Consider the following 17,958-nt stretch of genomic DNA (forward strand, 5'->3'; position numbering starts at 1 on the left):
GACCTCGATGTCCCTGGGCACGGCGGTGACCGTGATGGTGGGCAAGCGGGCCATCAGTCGCCCGATGCGGCGGCGACGTCCTCGCGCAGGAACGTGATGGGGCTGGTGTTCCACCCGATGGCCTCCGGGTAGAGGGCGCGTGTTCCGTCCGCGGTCCGGACCGAGTAGTCGAGGGCGAACGTGTCCATGTCGGCCGTCACCTCGACGAAGGCGGTGACGGATTCGCGGAGGATCTTCTCGAGCTCCGCGGAGTCGTCGGTGTCGGTCCTGACAATGACATCCGCGTGATTCCCCGGACCGTAGCTGCCGAACTCCACGTCCGCGGTCATCACCCCGGGTACCTCCTCGAGTGCTGATGCCCACGCCTCGGTGTCCGCCTCCGGCGTGTTGGAGCAGGCAGGGAGCAGCAGGATTGCCAGTGCGACCACCATCGCTGTCCGACCGCGCTTCAGCCTCTGCTTCATCAATGACTCCTCCTTACAGGAACGACGACGCCCGAGACGTCGGACGGGTCGGATGAGAGGAACCGCCCGAAGGACTGGTCCCCGTAGGAGTCGGCGGGGCCACCGGCCGACTCCGCCGCCGAGATGGACGTGACGTATCTGTCGGGATCGTGGTTGCCCATCGCGTCGTACCAGGGGGTCCCGTCCGGATTGGGCAGGGTGATGACGTCCGCATTGTTCGGTCTCTCATGAAAGGTCTTGTCCACGCTCAGCCCGCCGAGGTCGAGGCGGGGCACCACATCGGAGGCGTGCTGGAAGGCGACGATGTCGATGTCCCCGGGTACGGCGGTGATGTCGACGGGCGAGCCGAAGGTCAGGACGTTGGTGACGGCGAACTGGTCACGGAACGCCGGGTCCCCGGCCAGTTCCATGGCGATCATGCCGCCCTGCGAGTGACCGGACAGCAGGACGGGCGCACCGGACGGGATGCCTGCCTCCATCATCGCCAGACGGACCGCTTCGGAGGCCGTCGACGACTGGCCGGACGCGACCTCGAGGTTGCCCGTCAGATCGGCGGGGATGTCGCCGGTCGGCGCCCAGGTCTGCGTACCCGGGATCGAGACGATGAACGAGGGACCGTCAGGGCCGTTCACCGTCGTGATCCGCACGGCGCCATTCTCTGCGCCGTCGACGTCCGCGTCGCCGTACGCTCTAACAGTGCTGTTAGCGATAGCTGACAGAGAGCTCGGCATCACGACCGGCGCGAAATCATCGTCCTTCCCGTCGACCGCTACTCCCCGTGAAGCGTCCGGAAGCGGGATCGCGTCGCCGACCTCCGCTTCGCCGTCGTCGAGGATGTGCGGATCGGCCTTACCGACGGTGCCGACCCGGTAGGCGAGGTTTCCGGCGCTTCCCGCGAGAAGCGCGCCCCCGGCCACGACCTCCGTGACCGAGGGTGGCTCGGTCCCCAGGAAGAGCCCTCCGAAGTGCAGCAGATCCTCGGTGACGTCGGGCAGGGAGCCGGCGATCTCTTCCGGAACCTCCATCCCACCGGCGATGATGAACTCGCCAGTGTCGGTCAGCCGGTCGACGCCCCAGTCGAGGCCGTCCCCGGCCCAGTCACCGATCCGCGTGACGCCGTCGCCGATCGTGTCGATCGCGCTGTCCACGCCGTCGACGGCGTCGCCCCACAGATCCGAGAATGGATTGCCCGGGTCCTCGTCGACGGAAGGGATCCCGGACCGGCCGGCTCCGGCGGTGGTCAGGGCGCTTGCGTCCTCCTGCTGGTCGGCGTCGGCCAGGGCCGTGCGCGACGTCTCGTGGAGGGCGATCCCGACCTGGCGCAGGACCGGTGCGTGCCGACCGAACCAGGCGTGGCGGAACTGCTCGGCGTCGGCCCCGCCCCAGGACGTTCCCCGGATCGCGGTCCCGACGAGGGACGCCATGTCGTCGAGCGAGCGCGAGGACACGTCGAGCAGGCGGGCGAGGTCCCGGACCTGCCCGGGGTCCATGCCGATCAGGCCCGTCATGCCGCACCTCCTCGAGCCGCGGCTGCAGCAAGTGATCCGACGAGCGCGAACCCGAGTTCCCGGGCGATGTGCCCGGCCTGCACGGGGACGACGACGGTGACCGGTCGTCCGTCCACGCGCCGGGTCCTGATGGAGTACAGCTGATCATCGTGCAGGGCCCACATCCCCGCCCAGACGGTGGGCGTCCCGCCGCCGGTCGAGGCCAGTTCGGCCGTGACCTGGGAGGTGTGGTGCAGGGCGACGTCGCGCGCCTCCGCGTCGTCGACCCCGGGTCCCGCACCGAGGACCGAGGTGGCGTCCGCTGCGCCGGCGCGGAGCTGGGGGAGGGGCGGGAGGACGCGCCGCACGCCGTCCCAGAAATCGTCCGTGGAGAAGAGGTTGACCTCGACCGCCGGTTCCTCGGCCGTGAGCCGGATGCCGCCGTCGAGCGTCGAGTCGAACGCGCGGCGCCGGTGCACGCAGACGATACGCGCTCCGGCGATGCTGAGGGTGCTCTGCCCGGAGATGCCGTTGTAGGTCGCGGTGAGGCGGACGACGACGTCCGGCTGTGCCACCACGGCGAGGGCCTGCTTCCAGGTGTCCGTCAGCCCGTCCCCGGCGGCCATCCCTGCGACGGACAGCTCATGCCGGGCGGCGCTGTCGGAGCCGTGGCGATCACCCGGCGCATCACCGCCGCCGCTCCCGGCCCGCACGCCCAGGGCCTGCGCCACCTGCCAGGCCGAAGGCGAGATCCTCACGAGCCGCGCCGGCGCCCCTCCGTCATTCCCCATGCGGTCCAACCTACCCGGACGCGACGAGGGGGAGGATGGGCAGTCCTGCCCATCCTCCCCCTCGAGCGTGCCTGTGCCCCTGGCCGGAATCGAACCGACGACCTTCCCTTTAGGAGAGGGACGCTCTATCCTACTGAGCTACAGAGGCCGGGATCGGTGGAATCCACCGATCCGGCGGTCCTAGCTTACCCGCTCGCCGCGCGGTTTCCCCGCCCCACCGACACCCCGGAGATGCGCGGGCAGGAAGACTGCCGCCGCGCCCGCCAGCAGGCTCAGGGCGAGCAGCACCCACCGCAGCACCGTCAGCGTCGATGCGAGCAGCACGGCACCCGGAGCGGCGGCCGCCTGCGCCAGCGCGGTGTCGATCGCGATGTTCTCCCACAGGTCGACGACGACGAACAGGATCACCGGGCTCCACAGGAGCCAGCGCAGCCGGCGGCGGCCCGCGTTGAGCTGGACCAGCAGGAGCCAGGCGAACGCGAAGATCAGGGGGAAGAGCGTGCCCGCCGTGCGGTGGAGGTAGCTCAGCTGGCCGCGGGCGTCGTCGTCCATCTCCCCGTGCAGGCGCTGCACGTACGCGGTGTCGTAGCCGCCGATCATCATGTCCGGCATGGTGAGGCCGCCCGAGAGCTGCGTCATCTGGCCGAGGGTGAGCAGGTGGAAGTACCAGAAGAGGAGCAGGGACGCGATGGCGGCGGGGACGATCACGAGCGTCCCGTTGCCCTGCCTGTTCCGCGCGGGCGCGGCAGGCAGGGGGGATGGGACGGGTGTCGCGCCCGTCGCGTGCTTGCGTGCTATCTGAGCCCTTGTCTTTCCCACTCCTCCAGTATGGGTGGAAGTGCCCCACCCGTCCCCGGAAGGGCGAGTGTCGGGGGCACGGCCTAGACTTGATGCACCATGGACATGCTCTTCGATCCCTACGTCTCCCCGCCCACGCCCGCCGAGAAGAAGCGAGCACGCGAGGCGGCGATGGCGGGGACGGCGGAGCCCGCGGACCCCGCCACCGAGCACGTGCCGTCGCGTGTCGGCGTCGACGAGCACCGCGCGCAGGAACTCCTGGTGGGGCTGAACCCCCAGCAGGAGGAAGCAGTCAAGCACGGCGGGTCGCCGCTGCTGATCGTCGCGGGAGCCGGCTCCGGCAAGACCCGCGTGCTGAGCCATCGCATCGCGTACCTGCTCGCCACCGGCCGCTCCCACCCGGGGCAGATCCTCGCCATCACGTTCACCAACAAGGCCGCCGCCGAGATGCGCGAGCGCATCGAGGGGCTGATCGGTGACGTTGCCAAGCGCATGTGGATCTCGACGTTCCACTCCTCCTGCGTGCGGATCCTGCGCCGGGAGGCAGCTTCCGTGGGCCTCAACTCCAACTTCTCCATCTACGACTCCGCCGACACGCTGCGCCTCATCACGCTCGTGGCCAAGGGACTGGACCTCGACCCCAAGAAGTTCGCCCCGAAGGCCATCCAGCACAAGATCTCCGCGCTCAAGAACGAGCTGATCGACGAGGAGGCCTTCGCCTCCGACGTGGACCCCTCCGATCCCTTCGAGCAGGCCGTCGCCGAGGTCTACTCGGGCTACGCGCAGCGCATGCGCCAGGCCAACGCGATGGACTTCGACGACCTGATCGCGCAGACGGTGTTCATGTTCCGTGCCTTCCCCGGCGTGGCCGACTACTACCGGCGCCGCTTCCGGCACGTCCTCGTCGACGAGTACCAGGACACCAACCACGCCCAGTACGCCCTGGTCCGGGAGATCGTCGGCGTCCCGGGCGAATCCTCCGACGACCCGGCCGAGCTCACGGTCGTCGGCGATTCGGACCAGTCCATCTACGCCTTCCGCGGCGCCGACGTCCGGAACATCGTCGAGTTCGAGAACGACTACCCGAGTGCCCGCACCATCCTGCTCGAGCAGAACTACCGCTCGACCCAGAACATCCTCAGCGCCGCCAACGCCGTGATCTCCCGCAACCCGAACCGGCCGGAGAAGCGGCTGTGGACCGCCGAGGGCAGCGGCGAGAAGATCATCGGGTACGTCGGCGAGAACGAGCACGAGGAGGCCCGCTTCATCGCGGAGGAGATCGACCGGCTGCAGGACGAGGACGGCATCCGTCCCGGCGACGTCGCCATCTTCTACCGCACCAACGCGCAGTCACGGTCCATCGAGGAGATCCTGCTGCGCGTCGGCCTGCCCTACAAGGTGGTGGGCGGCACGCGGTTCTACGAGCGCAAGGAGATCAAGGACGCCCTGGCGTACCTGCGGGTCCTCGTGAACCAGGACGACGTCGTGAATCTCCGCCGCATCCTCAACGAACCCAAGCGCGGGATCGGCGACCGCGCCGAGTACGCCATCGCGGCCCTGAGCGAGCGCGAGCGGGTCAGCTTCATGGAGGCCCTGCGCCGGGCGGACGAGGCACCGGGCATGGCCACGCGCTCGGTCAACGCCGTGGCCGGGTTCGTCAAGCTGATCGACGACCTCGCGGAGGTGGCCAGCGGCTCCGGCGCGTCCGCCGCCGTCGAGGCGGTGCTGGAGCAGACCGGGTACCTCGAGCAGCTGCGGACCAGCAACGACCCGCAGGACGAGTCCCGCGTGGAGAACCTCGCGGAGCTCGTCGCCGTCGTCCGCGAGTTCGAGCGCGACAACCCCGAGGGCACACTGGGGGACTTCCTGGAGCAGGTGTCCCTCGTGGCCGACGCCGACCAGATCCCCGACGCCCCCGAGGGGTCCGCCGCCGACGTGCAGCGTGCGGTCGAGGAGGCCCGGCGCCAGGGCGTCGTCACGCTCATGACCCTCCACACCGCCAAGGGCCTCGAGTTCCCCGTGGTGTTCCTGACGGGCATGGAGCAGGGCATCTTCCCGCACCAGCGCTCCGCCACCGACCCCAAGGAGCTCGCCGAGGAACGGCGGCTGGCCTACGTGGGGCTGACGCGCGCGCGGCAGCGCCTCTACGTCACCCGTTCCGAGGTGCGCAGCATGTGGGGGCAGAGCCAGTACAACCCCGAGAGCCAGTTCGTCAGCGAGATCCCGGAGGAGCTCATCCTGTGGAAGCGCGAGGGCGCCGCGAAGCCCGCGTGGACCACGGGCGGCAGTATCAGTGGTCCGCGGTTCAGCGGCTCCTACTGGGGCGCGAGCGGCGGGGGCTTCGACGGCGGTACCACCTCACCGTCCAAGGCGGTGGGGCGTGTGCAGCCCCAGAAGGAAGTCGTCTCGGTCACGGCCGGGGACAAGGTCAATCACGCGAGTTTCGGCAACGGCACGGTACTGTCCGTCGAGGGCGCCGGCGACAAGACGGTCGCCAAGGTCCGGTTCGACGTCGGGGAGAAGCGGCTGCTGCTGCGCTACGCGCCGCTCACCAAGGTGGCCTGAGCCCCCGGCCGCAGTGGGGGAGGGTCCGATCATGGGGAAGACCGGTACACGCGGGACCATCCGCCTCGGGGTCATTCGAGGGCGTGCCGTCCGGGCCGGCGCGACCGCCGCGGCCGCCCTGCTCCTGGCGGGCTGCGTGCAACTGCCTGCAGCGGGGCCGGTGGCGGCTCCGGCGGACCTCCCTCCGGCGGAGGAGCTCGCCGCGATGGAGGTCCTGGCACCCGAGGACCTCGGCCTCCCCGAGGACGCCCCCGCCATCGCCGTGCTGGCGGCGGACCGGAGCGCCTACTGCGCCATCAGCACCAAGCAGGGCCGTGTCTTCGCCAATCCCGTGGACCCGCTCATGGCCGGAGGGGAGAAGGACGACAACGAGCTCGAGGTCGACGCCGCCTACTGCGAACTGGCGGCCTACCCGGCGCCCGCCGAGGTCACCGACGACTGCAACGGGACGAACCTCGGCTTCAAGGGCGGCACCCTCATGCTGACGGCCGACTCCTTCGCCCACGGGGGCTGCAGGATCGGCCTGACCCCGATGGAGGCCGAGTTCACCGCCGGCACCGCCGCAGAGGACGGCCCCCTCGCGAAGCTCCCTCTCCTCGAGCGGGGACAGGCCGTGGAACTACGCGGATTCCGCTGCGGTCTCGGCCGGGACGGCATGATCTGCGGCAACATCGCGAGCGGCAGGGGATTCGTCGCCGACCGCGCGACGGTGACGGAATTCGGGTGAAAATCCCCAACGAACGGCAGGCCGGTTTCTACAAAAGATAGAACTGTGGCCTTACTCACTAAACCGGTACTCTGGGGAGGGCCTCGGGCCCGAGAGGCTACAGTTCCCTCTTGTACACCTGCTTCGACGTAGAAGGACTTCAACTCAGTGGACCTGTTCGAATATCAGGCGCGCGATCTTTTCGAGGCACACGGAGTTCCCGTGCTCGCCGGTATCGTGGCGCACACCCCGGAAGAAGCTAAAGCAGCGGCCGAGAAGATCGGCGGCGTCGTCGTCGTCAAGGCCCAGGTCAAGGTCGGCGGCCGCGGCAAGGCCGGCGGCGTCAAGGTGGCCAAGACCCCCGACGAGGCCTTCTCCTACGCCTCGGACATCCTCGGGATGGACATCAAGGGACACACGGTCCACACGGTCATGATCGCGCAGGGCGCGGACATCGCCGAGGAGTACTACTTCTCCGTCCTGCTCGACCGCTCCAACCGCAACTACCTGGCCATGTGCTCGGTGGAGGGCGGCATGGAGATCGAACAGCTCGCCGTCGAACGCCCCGAAGCGCTCGCGCGCATCGCCGTCGACCCCGGCACCGGGATCGACCAGGCCAAGGCCGAGGAGATCGTCGACGCCGCAGGCTTCGCCCCCGAACTCCGCAGTGGCGTCATCAACACCATCCTCAAGCTCTGGGACGTCTTCGTGAAGGAGGACGCCACGCTCGTGGAGGTCAACCCGCTGGTGAAGACCGGAAGCGGCGACATCCTCGCTCTCGACGGCAAGGTCACCATCGACGAGAACGCCGGCTTCCGGCACTCCGAGCACGCCGCGCTCGAGGACAAGGACGCCGCCGATCCGCTCGAGGCCAAGGCCAAGGAGCACGACCTCAACTACGTCAAGCTCGACGGCCAGGTGGGCATCATCGGCAACGGCGCCGGTCTGGTCATGTCCACCCTCGACGTCGTCGCCTACGCCGGCGAGGCCCACGGCGGCGTGCTGCCCGCCAACTTCCTCGACATCGGCGGTGGAGCGTCCGCCGAGGTCATGGCCGCCGGCCTCGACGTCATCCTCGGCGACAGCCAGGTCAAGAGCGTCTTCGTGAACGTCTTCGGCGGCATCACCGCGTGCGACGCCGTCGCCAACGGGATCGTGAAGGCACTCGAGATCCTCGGCGACGAGGCCAACAAGCCCCTCGTGGTGCGCCTCGACGGCAACAACGTCGAAGAGGGCCGCCGCATCCTCGCCGAGGCGAACCACCCGCTGGTCACCCTCGCCGACACCATGGACGAAGGCGCCGACAAGGCTGCCGCGCTGGCCTACGGAAAGTAAGAGAACCCCCATGTCTATCTACCTCACCAAGGACTCCAAGGTCATCGTCCAGGGCATCACGGGCGGTGAGGGCACCAAGCACACCGCCCTCATGCTGAAGGCCGGCACCCAGGTGGTCGGCGGCGTCAACGCCCGCAAGGCCGGCACCACCGTCACCCACGGCGACGTCACGCTGCCCGTGTACGGCACCGTCGAGGAAGCCATCAAGGAGACCGGCGCCGACGTGTCGATCGTCTTCGTCCCGCCGGCCTTCACCAAGGACGCCGTCGTGGAGGCCATCGAGGCCGGCATCGGCCTCGTCGTCGTCATCACCGAAGGCGTGCCCGTGCAGGACTCGGCCGCCTTCTGGGCCCTCGCCCAGTCGAAGGTCGACGCCGACGGGAAGCAGATCACGCGCATCATCGGCCCGAACTGCCCCGGCATCATCACGCCCGGTGAAGCGCTCGTCGGCATCACGCCGGCGAACATCACCGGCAAGGGCGGCGTGGGCCTCGTGTCCAAGTCCGGCACCCTGACGTACCAGATGATGTACGAGCTCCGCGACCTCGGTTTCTCCACCGCGATCGGCATCGGCGGCGACCCGGTCATCGGCACCACCCACATCGACGCCCTCGCGGCGTTCGAAGCGGACCCCGAGACCAAGGCCATCGTGATGATCGGCGAGATCGGCGGAGACGCCGAAGAGCGTGCCGCCGAGTTCATCAAGGCGAACGTCACCAAGCCGGTCGTCGGCTACGTGGCGGGCTTCACGGCCCCCGAGGGGAAGACCATGGGCCACGCCGGTGCCATCGTCTCCGGATCCGCCGGGACCGCACAGGCCAAGAAGGAGGCCCTCGAGGCCGCGGGCGTCAAGGTCGGCAAGACGCCGTCCGAGACCGCGACGCTGCTCCGCGAGGTCTACGCCACGCTCTGATCCTGGTTCCTCGGCAACAGCCTCCTCCGCTCGCGCGGGGGAGGCTGTTCTGTTTGCGGGGACCCTGCAGGCGCGGATGGTCCTGCCGTGTCAACCCGCGTCGGGCCGCCGCCGCCCCGCGAGAGTGCCCGCGGGGGACGTAGCGTGAGGAGTGCGCCGCTCGAAGCGGAACAGTGGCGCCGGATGATGGCACGGGCGGCGGCGGCGGCGCGGCGGAGTCGGAGGAGCAGCAGGAGATGAGCGGACGATGAGCAGTACGACGAGGCACGGCACGGCGGCAGGCGCCGACGGCGCCACGCAGCGCAGGTACCTGCGGCGCGCCACCTGGGTGGCCACGCTGGGCGGTCTGCTCTTCGGCTTCGACACCGGGGTGATCAACGGGGCCCTGCCGTTCATGGTGGACGACCTGCGGCTCACGGCCTTCACGGAGGGGCTCGTGGCGAGCTCGCTGGTGTTCGGAGCGGCGTTCGGGGCCCTCGCCGGCGGCAGGCTGGCCGATGCCTACGGGCGGAAGAAGATGATCATCGTGCTCGCGATCGTCTTCCTGGTCGGGACCCTCGGCACCGCCCTCGCCCCGGATGTCACCGTCATGGTGGTGTCGCGGCTCGTCCTGGGGCTCGCCGTGGGCGGCGCGTCCGTGATGGTGCCGATCTTCCTCGCGGAGCTGTCACCCGCCGGACGGCGCGGACAGGTGGTGACGCGCAACGAACTGATGATCGTGACCGGACAGCTGCTCGCCTTCAGTACCAGTGCCTTCCTCGGGAACGTGTTCGGTGACAGCCACGGCATCTGGCGCTGGATGCTCGTCCTGGCGACCCTCCCGGCCATCGGCCTGTGGATCGGGATGCACTTCGTGCCGGAGAGTCCCCGCTGGCTGGCCGGTCAGGGCGCCTTCGGTGGCGCCCTGGGCGTGCTGCAGCGGCTCCGTCCCCCGGCCGTGGCACGGCAGGAGTACGAGGAGGTCAGGTCGATGGCCATCGAGGACCGCGAACGCGACGAGGCGGGCTTCCGCGACCTGCGCGTGCCGTGGCTCCGCCGGATCGTGGTGGTGGGCCTCGGCCTCGCCGTCATCCAGCAGATCACCGGCGTGAACTCGATCATGTACTACGGCACGCAGATCCTCGTCGTCGCGGGCTTCGGGACGCAGGCGGCGCTGACGGCGAACATCGCGAACGGGGTCATCTCGGTGGGTGCCACCTTCGTGGGGATCTGGTTGCTGGGCAAGGTGGGGCGCCGGCCCATGCTGCTGGTGGGCCAGATGGGGACGACGTCGGCCCTGCTCACCATCGGGATCGTCTCGCTGCTGGTCCCCGAAGGCACGGTGCGGGGCTTCCTCGTCCTGTCCCTGACGGTGACGTTCCTCGCCTTCCAGCAGGGCGCCATCTCGCCCGTGACCTGGCTGATGCTGTCGGAGATCTTCCCCATGCGCCTGCGCGGCCTCGGCATGGGCGCCGCCGTGTTCGTCCTGTGGATGGTCAACTTCGCCGTGAGCCTCAGCTTCCCGATCCTCATGGAGGCCATCGGGATCTCGAGCACGTTCTTCGTGTTCGTGGTCCTCGGGATCGCGGCGATCGTCTTCGCCCGCCGCTACATCCCCGAAACCCGCGGGCGGAGCCTCGAGGAACTCGAGCAGGAGTTCAAGTCCGCCACGGGGACACCCCGGCGGTAGGGCCGCCGCCGCGCTGCTTGTACAGTGGCGGCAGGGGAACCTTTACTTGCGTCAGGCAACTTCCAGGAGATCACATGCGCGCCACCATCATCCACGGACCGGGCGATATCCGCGTCGAGGACCGCGACTACCCGACCATCATCCGTCCCACCGACGCCGTCGTCCGCGTGACGGCCTCGTGTGTCTGCGGCTCGGACCTCTGGCCCTACCGGGGGGTCCGGCCCACCAAGGAGCCCAAGGCGATCGGCCACGAGTTCGTCGGTGTGGTGGAGTCCGTCGGCGACGACGTGGCGGACCTCGCGGTCGGCGACTTCGTGATCGCGCCCTTCGTGGACAGCTGCGGGAAGTGCCCGCAGTGCCTCAACGGCGTGACGGTCGCGTGCGACCATCTCGCCGGCTGGGGCAGCACCGACGAGCACGGCGACTTCCTGCAGGGCGGCCAGGGCGAAGCCGTGCGCGTCCCGCAGGCCGACGGCACGCTGCGCAAGGTCGAGGGTGTCTCGGAGCCCGACGCCGCCCTGACGGCCAGCCTCCTGACCCTCTCCGACGTCATGTCCACCGGACATCACGCCGCCGTGTCGGCGAACGTGGGCCCGGGCAGCACCGTGGTGGTGGTCGGTGACGGGGCCGTGGGCCTCTGCGGCGTCCTCGCGGCCAAGCGCCTCGGCGCTGCACGCATCATCGCGATGTCACGCCACGAGGACCGCCAGGCGCTCGCCCGTGAGTTCGGGGCGACCGACATCGTGGCCGAGCGTGGCGACGAGGGCGTGGCGAAGGTGCGTGACCTGCTCGGGGGAGTGCTCGCCGACTCGGTGCTCGAGTGCGTGGGCACCAAGGAGTCCATGGACCAGGCGCTGCGCAGCACGCGGCCCGGCGGCCACCTCGGCTTCGTGGGTGTGCCGGCAGGCGGACCGGAACTGCCCATCGGCGTCCTGTTCGCGAAGAACATCACGGTGGGCGGCGGCATGGCTCCCGCCCACACCTACATCCCCGAACTGCTGAAGGACGTCCTCGACGGGACGATCAACCCCGGGCGCGTGTTCGACGTCGAGATGCCCCTCGAGGACGCCGCCGAGGCGTACCGGGCCATGGACGAGCGCCGGGCCATCAAGGTGCTGCTCAAGCCCTGACCCGCTGGGCCGGGCCCTCCCGCACGGAAGGGCCCGGTCGTCGGACCCGGGTGCGACGACCGGGCAGAATGGGCACATGACGACGACGCCCGGCACGGACCCCTACCTCATCGCGCGCGAACGGATCATCCATGCGCCCGCCGGACAGATCTTCGAGGTCCTCGCGACCCCGGCCCTCCACAGCGTGATCGACGGGTCCGGGACCGTGCGCGGCGAGCAGCCCGGCGGTCCGGCGCGACTGTCGCTGGGCGCGAGATTCGGGATGGACATGAGGATGGGCGCGCCCTACAGGATCCTGAACCGGGTGGTCGAGTTCGAGGAGGGCCGCCGCATCGCCTGGCGGCACTTCTCGGCCCACGTCTGGCGCTACACGCTCGAACCCCACGGCGACGCGACCCTGGTGCGGGAGGAATGGGACGGCCGCGCCGTGCCGTGGAGGTTCGTCTTCCGGCTGACCGGCTTCACCCGCAGGCACCCCGCGAGCATCGAGGCGACACTCGGCAAGCTCGAGGACCACGTCCTGCAGCAGCGCGACGCCGCCTAGCTGTACCTGACCGGCACCCCTGGGGGGATCGCCGCCCTCAGGGGACGCGCAGTTCCTCGGGCTGGACGACGATGTCCACTAGGGCCCCATTGCGCCAGACCGTCATCTCCATCCGGCGTCCGATCGCCGTCTCGACCATCAGCCGCTGGATCCCCGTCGCGCTGCGGACGGGGAGATGATCCAGGGAGATGACGATATCGCCGGCGCGTGCCCCGGCGCCTGCGGCAGGGCTGCCCGCGACGACGGAGGCCACCTGCATCCCGGTGCGCGATCCCACGCGGGCCGCGAGTTCGGGGCTGAGGCCGATCTGGGCCCCGACCACCCCCAGCCATGCGCGCCGGACCCGGCCACGGGTGATGAGCGCGTCGATGATCTCCCGGGTGGTCGCATTGATCGGTACGGCCAGGCCGAGTCCGATGCCGGCGACGGCGGTGTTGACGCCGACCATGCGCCCGGCACTGTCGGCGAGCACGCCTCCGCTGTTGCCCGGGTTCAGGCTCGCGTCGGTCTGGATGACCTCGTCCACCACGCGCCCGGAGAGTGTGGGCAGCGACCGGCCGAGCGCGGACACGATCCCCGCGGTGACGCTGCCTGCCATGCCCAGCGGGTTGCCGAGCGCGACCACGAGCTGTCCGACGCGCAGCTTCGCGGCGTCCCTCCAGGGCACGGGCGGCGGGGTGCTGCCGTCGGCCTCGAGGACGGCGAGGTCCGACAGCGGATCGCTGCCCACGACGCGCGCCCGGAGGACGGATCCGTCGCCGAACGCGACCTCGGTGCGCTGTGCGCCGGCGACCACGTGGGCGCTCGTCAGCAGGTGCCCGCTGGTCGAGATGACCGACGCACTGCCTGCCCCGGTGCCGCGCGCGGTCTGCACCGACACCGCCGCCACCGACGGCAGGGTGGACTCGGCGATCCGTACGACCGCCGCCGAGTACGCGTCGAGAGCCTCCTGCTCGTCCATAGGGACCATTGCAGCACCGCACGGGTGGCCGGGGGGAGACACGTTCGCGCAGGGCGCACGCGGAAGCTTCCTGGTCAGGCCACCGAGGTGCCGAAGAGCAGGCCGAGCAGGTAGGTCACGCCGGCGGCACCGAGTCCGATGGCGAGCTGCCGCAGCGCGAGGCGCAGCGGTGACGCGCCGGAGAGCAGGGCGACCACGGCGCCGGTGGCCATCAGGGCCAGCCCCACGAGTACGCAGGCCACGACGACGGCGGTCAGGCCGCCGAGGCCGACGAGATACGGCAGCACCGGGATGATGGCGCCCGAGGCGAAGAAGCAGAAGCTGGAGGCGGCGGCGCCGAGGCCGGTCCCGACCGCCTCGTGCTGGTCGACGTCCTCGTCCTCCTCGGGCTGCAGGGAGAAGCTCGGATCGCAGTCACAGCTGTACAGGCCGAGCCGCTCCGCCGCCCGGTGCTCCGCCGCCGCCGGCGTCATGCCGCGCGCCCGGTAGACGAGCACCAGCTCGTTGGCGTCGATGTCCAGTTCCTTGGCCGCGGTGAGGGTGATCTGCGTGGGGCGTGTCGCCGAGAGCAGCTCGCGCTGCGAGCGGACCGAGACGTACTCGCCGGCGCCCATGGACAGGGCGCCCGCGAGCAGCCCGGCCAGGCCGCTGAACAGGATGAACGAGGTGGAGACGCCTGTGGCACCGATACCCATGACGAGCGCGAGATTGCTGACGAGGCCGTCGTTCGCCCCGAAGACGGCGGCCCTGAAGTTGCCGGAGAGCCGGTTGCGGCCACGGGTGGCGAGGCCCCGCACCACCTCCTCGTGGATCTGCTCGTCGGCCACCATGGCGCTCGTTGCGGAGGGATCCGTCCCGTAGGGGGAGCGGCCTTCGGCGCGCTGCGCGAGGGCCAGGATGAAGACGGACCCGAAGCGCCGCGCGAGCAGGCCGAGGAGCCGGTTGCGGAAGGAGGGGCGCTGGGGGCGTCCGACGTCGTCGCCGAGAAGGGCCAGCCAGTGCGCCTCGTGGCGGCGTTCGGCGTCGGCGAGGCCGAGGAGGATCTCCCGCTCCTCGCCGGTCCGGCGTCGGGCGAGGTCCCGGTAGGTGGCGGCCTCCGCACGCTCGTCGGCGAGGTACTGGCGCCACCGGCGGATGTCGTCGCGGGAGGGGGACTGTTCGGGGGGTGTCACGGGTGCTCCGGTGGGTGTCGTGCGCCTGCGCATCCGGCACCGAAGCGGGGGCTCCGGCCGGTGGACGCAGGTGCGTCGGTTCGGCCGAAGGTCTCGCTCGCCGGGTGGACCGGTGGATTGCCGGGCACCATCGGTGCCAGTATGTCGACAGGCCGCACGTCCTGACGACGTGGAGCTACTCCCCTTCGACCCACCAGTCTACCCGACCACGCGCCCCGGCCCGGGCAGGCGAGGATGGACGGAGTGCGGGTACCGTGGCCCGGCCACCCGCGATATCCTCGAACGGATAACAGAAAGCAGGCTTATGGATTTGGCAGCCCGACCGTGGGTCGCACGCTACGCACCGGACGTGCCGCGCGTCTTCGACGTACCCGACGGCACCCTCCCGGACCTGCTCGACGCCTCGGTGCGGGAGTACCGGACGGCACCGGCCCTCGAATTCTTCGGCGCCCCGACCACATACCGGGAGTTGGGGGAAGCCGTGGCCCGGGCCGCCGCGGGCCTCGCCTCCCTCGGGGTGGGCCCGGGTGACCGCGTGGCCCTCGTGCTGCCGAACTGCCCGCAGCACATCATCGCGTTCTACGCCGTCCTGCGGCTCGGCGCGATCGTCGTCGAGCACAACCCCCTGTACACCGACCGCGAGCTGCGGCACCAGTTCGAGGACCACGGGGCCACCGTGGCGATCGTCTGGGACCGCGTGGTGCCCCGCATCCAGCGCCTGCCCGCGGACATCGCCGTCACCACCGTGGTGTCGGTCGACCTCGTCAGCGCCATGCCCGCCTCGCGCCGCCTCGCCCTGGCCCTGCCCGTGCGCCGGGCCCGGGAGGCGAGGAACGCGCTCACGACGACGGAGAAGCTCACCGGCCTGCGGAAGCTCGTACGGTGGCGGGACCTGCTGCGTCACGGTCCGCTGTCGCCCAGGCATCCGCGCCCCGCGGCGGAGGACACCGCGGTGCTCCAGTACACCAGCGGCACCACCGGCGTGCCCAAGGGCGCGGTCCTCACGCACCGGAACCTGCTCGCCAACGCGGCGCAGGGCCGGGCCTGGGTGCCCGGCCTCGAGGCCGGACGGGAGACGGTCTACGCCGTGCTGCCCATGTTCCATGCCTACGGCCTGACCCTCTGCCTGACCTTCGCCATGAGCATCGGGGCGAAGCTCGTGCTGTTCCCCAGGTTCGACGTCGACCTGGTCCTCGACGCCGCGAGGAAGAGCCCGCCCACCTTCCTGCCCGCCGTCCCGCCCATCTACGAGCGGCTCGCGGCCGGAGCTGCCGAGCGCGGGGTCGACCTGCGCAGCATCCGCTTCGCGATCTCCGGCGCCATGAACCTGCCGCAGTCCACCGTGAAGACCTGGGAGGCGGCCACGGGCGGCTACCTCATCGAGGGCTATGGCCTGACCGAGACCTCGCCCGTCGCCGCGGGCAACCCGATCGGCCCCACACGGCGCCCCGGGACCGTCGGGGTGCCCTTCCCCGGCACCGACGTCCGGATCGTCGACCCCGAGGACCCTGCCCGTGCCCGGGCACCGGGGGAGGCGGGGGAACTGCTCGTCCGCGGACCCCAGGTGTTCCAGGGCTACTGGCGGCGCCCCGACGAGACCCGCGCGGCCCTGCTCGACGGCGGCTGGTTCCGCACCGGCGACATCGTCAGCATCGACGGGGACGGCTTCCTCACGATCGTGGACCGCATCAAGGAGCTCATCATCACGGGCGGCTTCAACGTGGCGCCCTCCGAGGTGGAGGACGCCCTGAAGGCGCACGCGGACGTCGCCGATGCGGCCGTCGTCGGCCTCCCACGCGCCGGCGGCGGCGAGGACGTGGCGGCCGTCGTCGTCCTCGCACCCGGCGCACGCCTCGACGAGGAGGCCCTGCGCTCGCACTGCCGCGGCCTGCTCGCCGCCTACAAGGTCCCGCGCACCATCGTGCAGGCGGAGGACCTCCCCCGATCGCTGATCGGCAAGGTCCTGCGCCGCGAGGTGCGCACACAGATACTCAACGATGGCCCTCGTGCCGAAGGAGAAGGTGACAGTCGATGACTCAACCCGTAGACATGCGGGCGGGTACATCCGCCCCGAAGGGCCCGTGGCGTGACAGCCTCGGTCACGCCAGCATCCGCTCGGTGCAGGTCCTGATGATCCTGGTGCTGGCCGTGGTGGCGGTGTACGCGCTGATCCAGGTGCGGCTCGTGGTGATCCCGATGCTGCTCGCGCTCATCCTGGCCGCCGCGATCGGGCCGTTCGTCAACTGGCTGCGGCGGAAGGGCTGGGGTCCGTCCCTCGCCACCGGCGTGTCCTTCCTGCTGCTCCTGCTGGTGTTCGGCGGGCTCATCACGGGCATCGTGTTCGCCGTGATGGGACAGGCCGGCGAGCTCGTCTCCAGTGCGACCGAGGGCTTCGACCAGCTCTACGCCTTCGCGCAGAACGGTCCCATCCCGATCGACGACGCGCAGATCCAGCAGGCGCGAGACGCGGCCGTCGATTTCGCCACGAGCAGCACCGCCGGTGCCGGTGCCATCTCGGGCCTCAGCGCGGCCGGCAACTTCATCGCCGGGGCCCTGCTCATGGTGGTCATCCTGTTCTTCTTCCTCAAGGACGGCGAGAAGATCTGGGCCTTCATGCTGCGCGCCTTCAAGGGCAAGCGCCTGGTCAAGGCCCGCCGCGTCGGCTACAGCAGCATGGCCGTGCTCGGCGGCTACGTGCGCGGCACGGCGATCGTCGCACTCGTCGACTCCGTGTTCATCGGGATCGCACTTGTGATCCTCGGTGTCCCTCTCGCCCTCCCGCTCGCGGCGATCGTTTTCATCGGTGCCTTCATCCCGCTGGTCGGCGCGACCCTCGCCGGTGTGCTCGCGGCCCTGATCGCCCTCGTGGCCAACGGTCCGTTCGTGGCCCTCATGGTCATCGTCGTGGTCATCGTGGTGAACCAGCTCGAGGGCAACTTCCTGCAGCCCGTGGTCATGGGCCGCACGCTGCAGGTGCACGCCCTCGTCATCCTGCTCGCCCTGACCGCCGGCACCATCCTGGCCGGGATCATCGGTGCGATCCTCTCCGTGCCCGTCGCCGCAGTCGGCTGGGCCGCCATCAAGGCCTGGAACCAGGAGAAGGACGACGAGATCACGGAGCGGGAGGTCGCGGAGGCCGAGACGCTGACGGCCCTCGACGAGACGGGCCACGGCCTCAGCTCCACTCCGAAGGAGGAGCACGCCCAGAAGAAGGCGGAGGCGGCGATCGCCGTCGAGGAGGCACACGAGAGGCCCGGGACGCAGGAGCGCAGGGTCGAAGGGCACGACGACGGCGACGACCCCGACGGCACCGACCGGTTCGAGGGCTCACGCGCCCTCGATGACGCCCGCCCGTCCGACACCGCCCGGCCGTCCCGCACCACGGGACGTCACGGAGGATCCTCGCCGGCAGGAAGCTGACGG

The 17,958-nt window shown here is 70.4% G+C and carries 15 protein-coding genes and 1 tRNA gene; 9 read left to right on the forward strand and 7 right to left on the reverse strand.

Annotated features, from left to right (window positions below; all coding sequences use genetic code 11):
- Nucleotides 1–53: 53 nt before the first annotated feature.
- The 5 genes from V6S67_RS02775 to V6S67_RS02795 form a co-directional block, all read right to left on the reverse strand.
- Nucleotides 54–464, reverse strand: coding sequence for a hypothetical protein (locus V6S67_RS02775; RefSeq protein WP_334208786.1), 411 nt, complete (start codon nucleotides 462–464; stop codon nucleotides 54–56).
- Nucleotides 464–1,972, reverse strand: coding sequence for a PGAP1-like alpha/beta domain-containing protein (locus V6S67_RS02780; protein WP_334208787.1), 1,509 nt, complete (start codon nucleotides 1,970–1,972; stop codon nucleotides 464–466). The genes V6S67_RS02775 and V6S67_RS02780 overlap by 1 nt, the downstream gene beginning before the upstream one ends.
- On the reverse strand, nucleotides 1,969–2,742 hold the full coding sequence (locus tag V6S67_RS02785; protein ID WP_334208788.1) for a hypothetical protein: 774 nt from the start codon (nucleotides 2,740–2,742) through the stop codon (nucleotides 1,969–1,971). Before V6S67_RS02785 ends, V6S67_RS02780 begins: the two co-directional genes overlap by 4 nt.
- Nucleotides 2,743–2,816: 74 nt before the next feature.
- Nucleotides 2,817–2,890 (reverse strand) — tRNA-Arg (locus V6S67_RS02790).
- Between the two features lie 32 nt (nucleotides 2,891–2,922).
- Nucleotides 2,923–3,561 carry a hypothetical protein gene (locus tag V6S67_RS02795; RefSeq protein WP_334208789.1) on the reverse strand — a complete coding sequence of 213 codons (639 nt, stop codon included), beginning with the start codon at nucleotides 3,559–3,561 and terminating at the stop codon, nucleotides 2,923–2,925.
- 78 nt (nucleotides 3,562–3,639) lie between these two features.
- On the opposite strand from V6S67_RS02795, the gene pcrA reads away from it, so the two are divergent.
- The 7 genes from pcrA (at nucleotide 3,640) to V6S67_RS02830 (ending at nucleotide 12,402) form a co-directional block, all read left to right on the forward strand.
- On the forward strand, nucleotides 3,640–6,105 hold the full coding sequence (gene pcrA, locus V6S67_RS02800) for a DNA helicase PcrA (protein ID WP_334208790.1): 2,466 nt from the start codon (nucleotides 3,640–3,642) through the stop codon (nucleotides 6,103–6,105).
- 31 nt (nucleotides 6,106–6,136) lie between these two features.
- On the forward strand, nucleotides 6,137–6,832 hold the full coding sequence (locus tag V6S67_RS02805; RefSeq protein ID WP_334208791.1) for a hypothetical protein: 696 nt from the start codon (nucleotides 6,137–6,139) through the stop codon (nucleotides 6,830–6,832).
- 147 nt (nucleotides 6,833–6,979) lie between these two features.
- Nucleotides 6,980–8,146 (forward strand): ADP-forming succinate--CoA ligase subunit beta, encoded by a 1,167-nt coding sequence (gene sucC / locus V6S67_RS02810; protein ID WP_334208792.1) that lies wholly within the window; start codon nucleotides 6,980–6,982, stop codon nucleotides 8,144–8,146.
- A 10-nt stretch (nucleotides 8,147–8,156) separates the two neighbouring features.
- On the forward strand, nucleotides 8,157–9,059 hold the full coding sequence (gene sucD / locus V6S67_RS02815) for a succinate--CoA ligase subunit alpha (RefSeq protein ID WP_334208793.1): 903 nt from the start codon (nucleotides 8,157–8,159) through the stop codon (nucleotides 9,057–9,059).
- A 247-nt stretch (nucleotides 9,060–9,306) separates the two neighbouring features.
- A complete protein-coding gene (locus V6S67_RS02820; RefSeq protein WP_334208794.1) occupies nucleotides 9,307–10,728 on the forward strand; it encodes a sugar porter family MFS transporter in 1,422 nt (473 codons plus the stop codon).
- 74 nt (nucleotides 10,729–10,802) lie between these two features.
- Nucleotides 10,803–11,858 (forward strand): zinc-dependent alcohol dehydrogenase family protein, encoded by a 1,056-nt coding sequence (locus tag V6S67_RS02825; RefSeq protein WP_334208795.1) that lies wholly within the window; start codon nucleotides 10,803–10,805, stop codon nucleotides 11,856–11,858.
- A 76-nt stretch (nucleotides 11,859–11,934) separates the two neighbouring features.
- Nucleotides 11,935–12,402 carry an SRPBCC family protein gene (locus V6S67_RS02830; RefSeq protein WP_334208796.1) on the forward strand — a complete coding sequence of 156 codons (468 nt, stop codon included), beginning with the start codon at nucleotides 11,935–11,937 and terminating at the stop codon, nucleotides 12,400–12,402.
- Nucleotides 12,403–12,439: 37 nt separating this feature from the next.
- On the opposite strand, the gene V6S67_RS02835 is transcribed toward V6S67_RS02830, so the two are convergent.
- Together V6S67_RS02835 and V6S67_RS02840 are read right to left on the reverse strand one after the other, a co-directional pair.
- A complete protein-coding gene (locus V6S67_RS02835) occupies nucleotides 12,440–13,363 on the reverse strand; it encodes a S1C family serine protease (protein ID WP_442884683.1) in 924 nt (307 codons plus the stop codon).
- Nucleotides 13,364–13,437: 74 nt separating this feature from the next.
- On the reverse strand, nucleotides 13,438–14,568 hold the full coding sequence (locus V6S67_RS02840) for a VIT1/CCC1 transporter family protein (protein WP_334208798.1): 1,131 nt from the start codon (nucleotides 14,566–14,568) through the stop codon (nucleotides 13,438–13,440).
- Nucleotides 14,569–14,839: 271 nt separating this feature from the next.
- Here V6S67_RS02840 and V6S67_RS02845 point away from each other — a divergent pair, with 271 nt between their 5' ends.
- On the forward strand, nucleotides 14,840–16,570 hold the full coding sequence (locus tag V6S67_RS02845) for a long-chain-fatty-acid--CoA ligase (RefSeq protein WP_334208799.1): 1,731 nt from the start codon (nucleotides 14,840–14,842) through the stop codon (nucleotides 16,568–16,570).
- Nucleotides 16,567–17,955 carry an AI-2E family transporter gene (locus V6S67_RS02850; RefSeq protein ID WP_334208800.1) on the forward strand — a complete coding sequence of 463 codons (1,389 nt, stop codon included), beginning with the start codon at nucleotides 16,567–16,569 and terminating at the stop codon, nucleotides 17,953–17,955. The genes V6S67_RS02845 and V6S67_RS02850 overlap by 4 nt, the downstream gene beginning before the upstream one ends.
- Nucleotides 17,956–17,958: the final 3 nt, after the last annotated feature.

Source organism: Arthrobacter sp. Soc17.1.1.1 (genome assembly GCF_036867195.1).
Classification (GTDB): Bacteria; Actinomycetota; Actinomycetes; order Actinomycetales; family Micrococcaceae; genus Arthrobacter_D.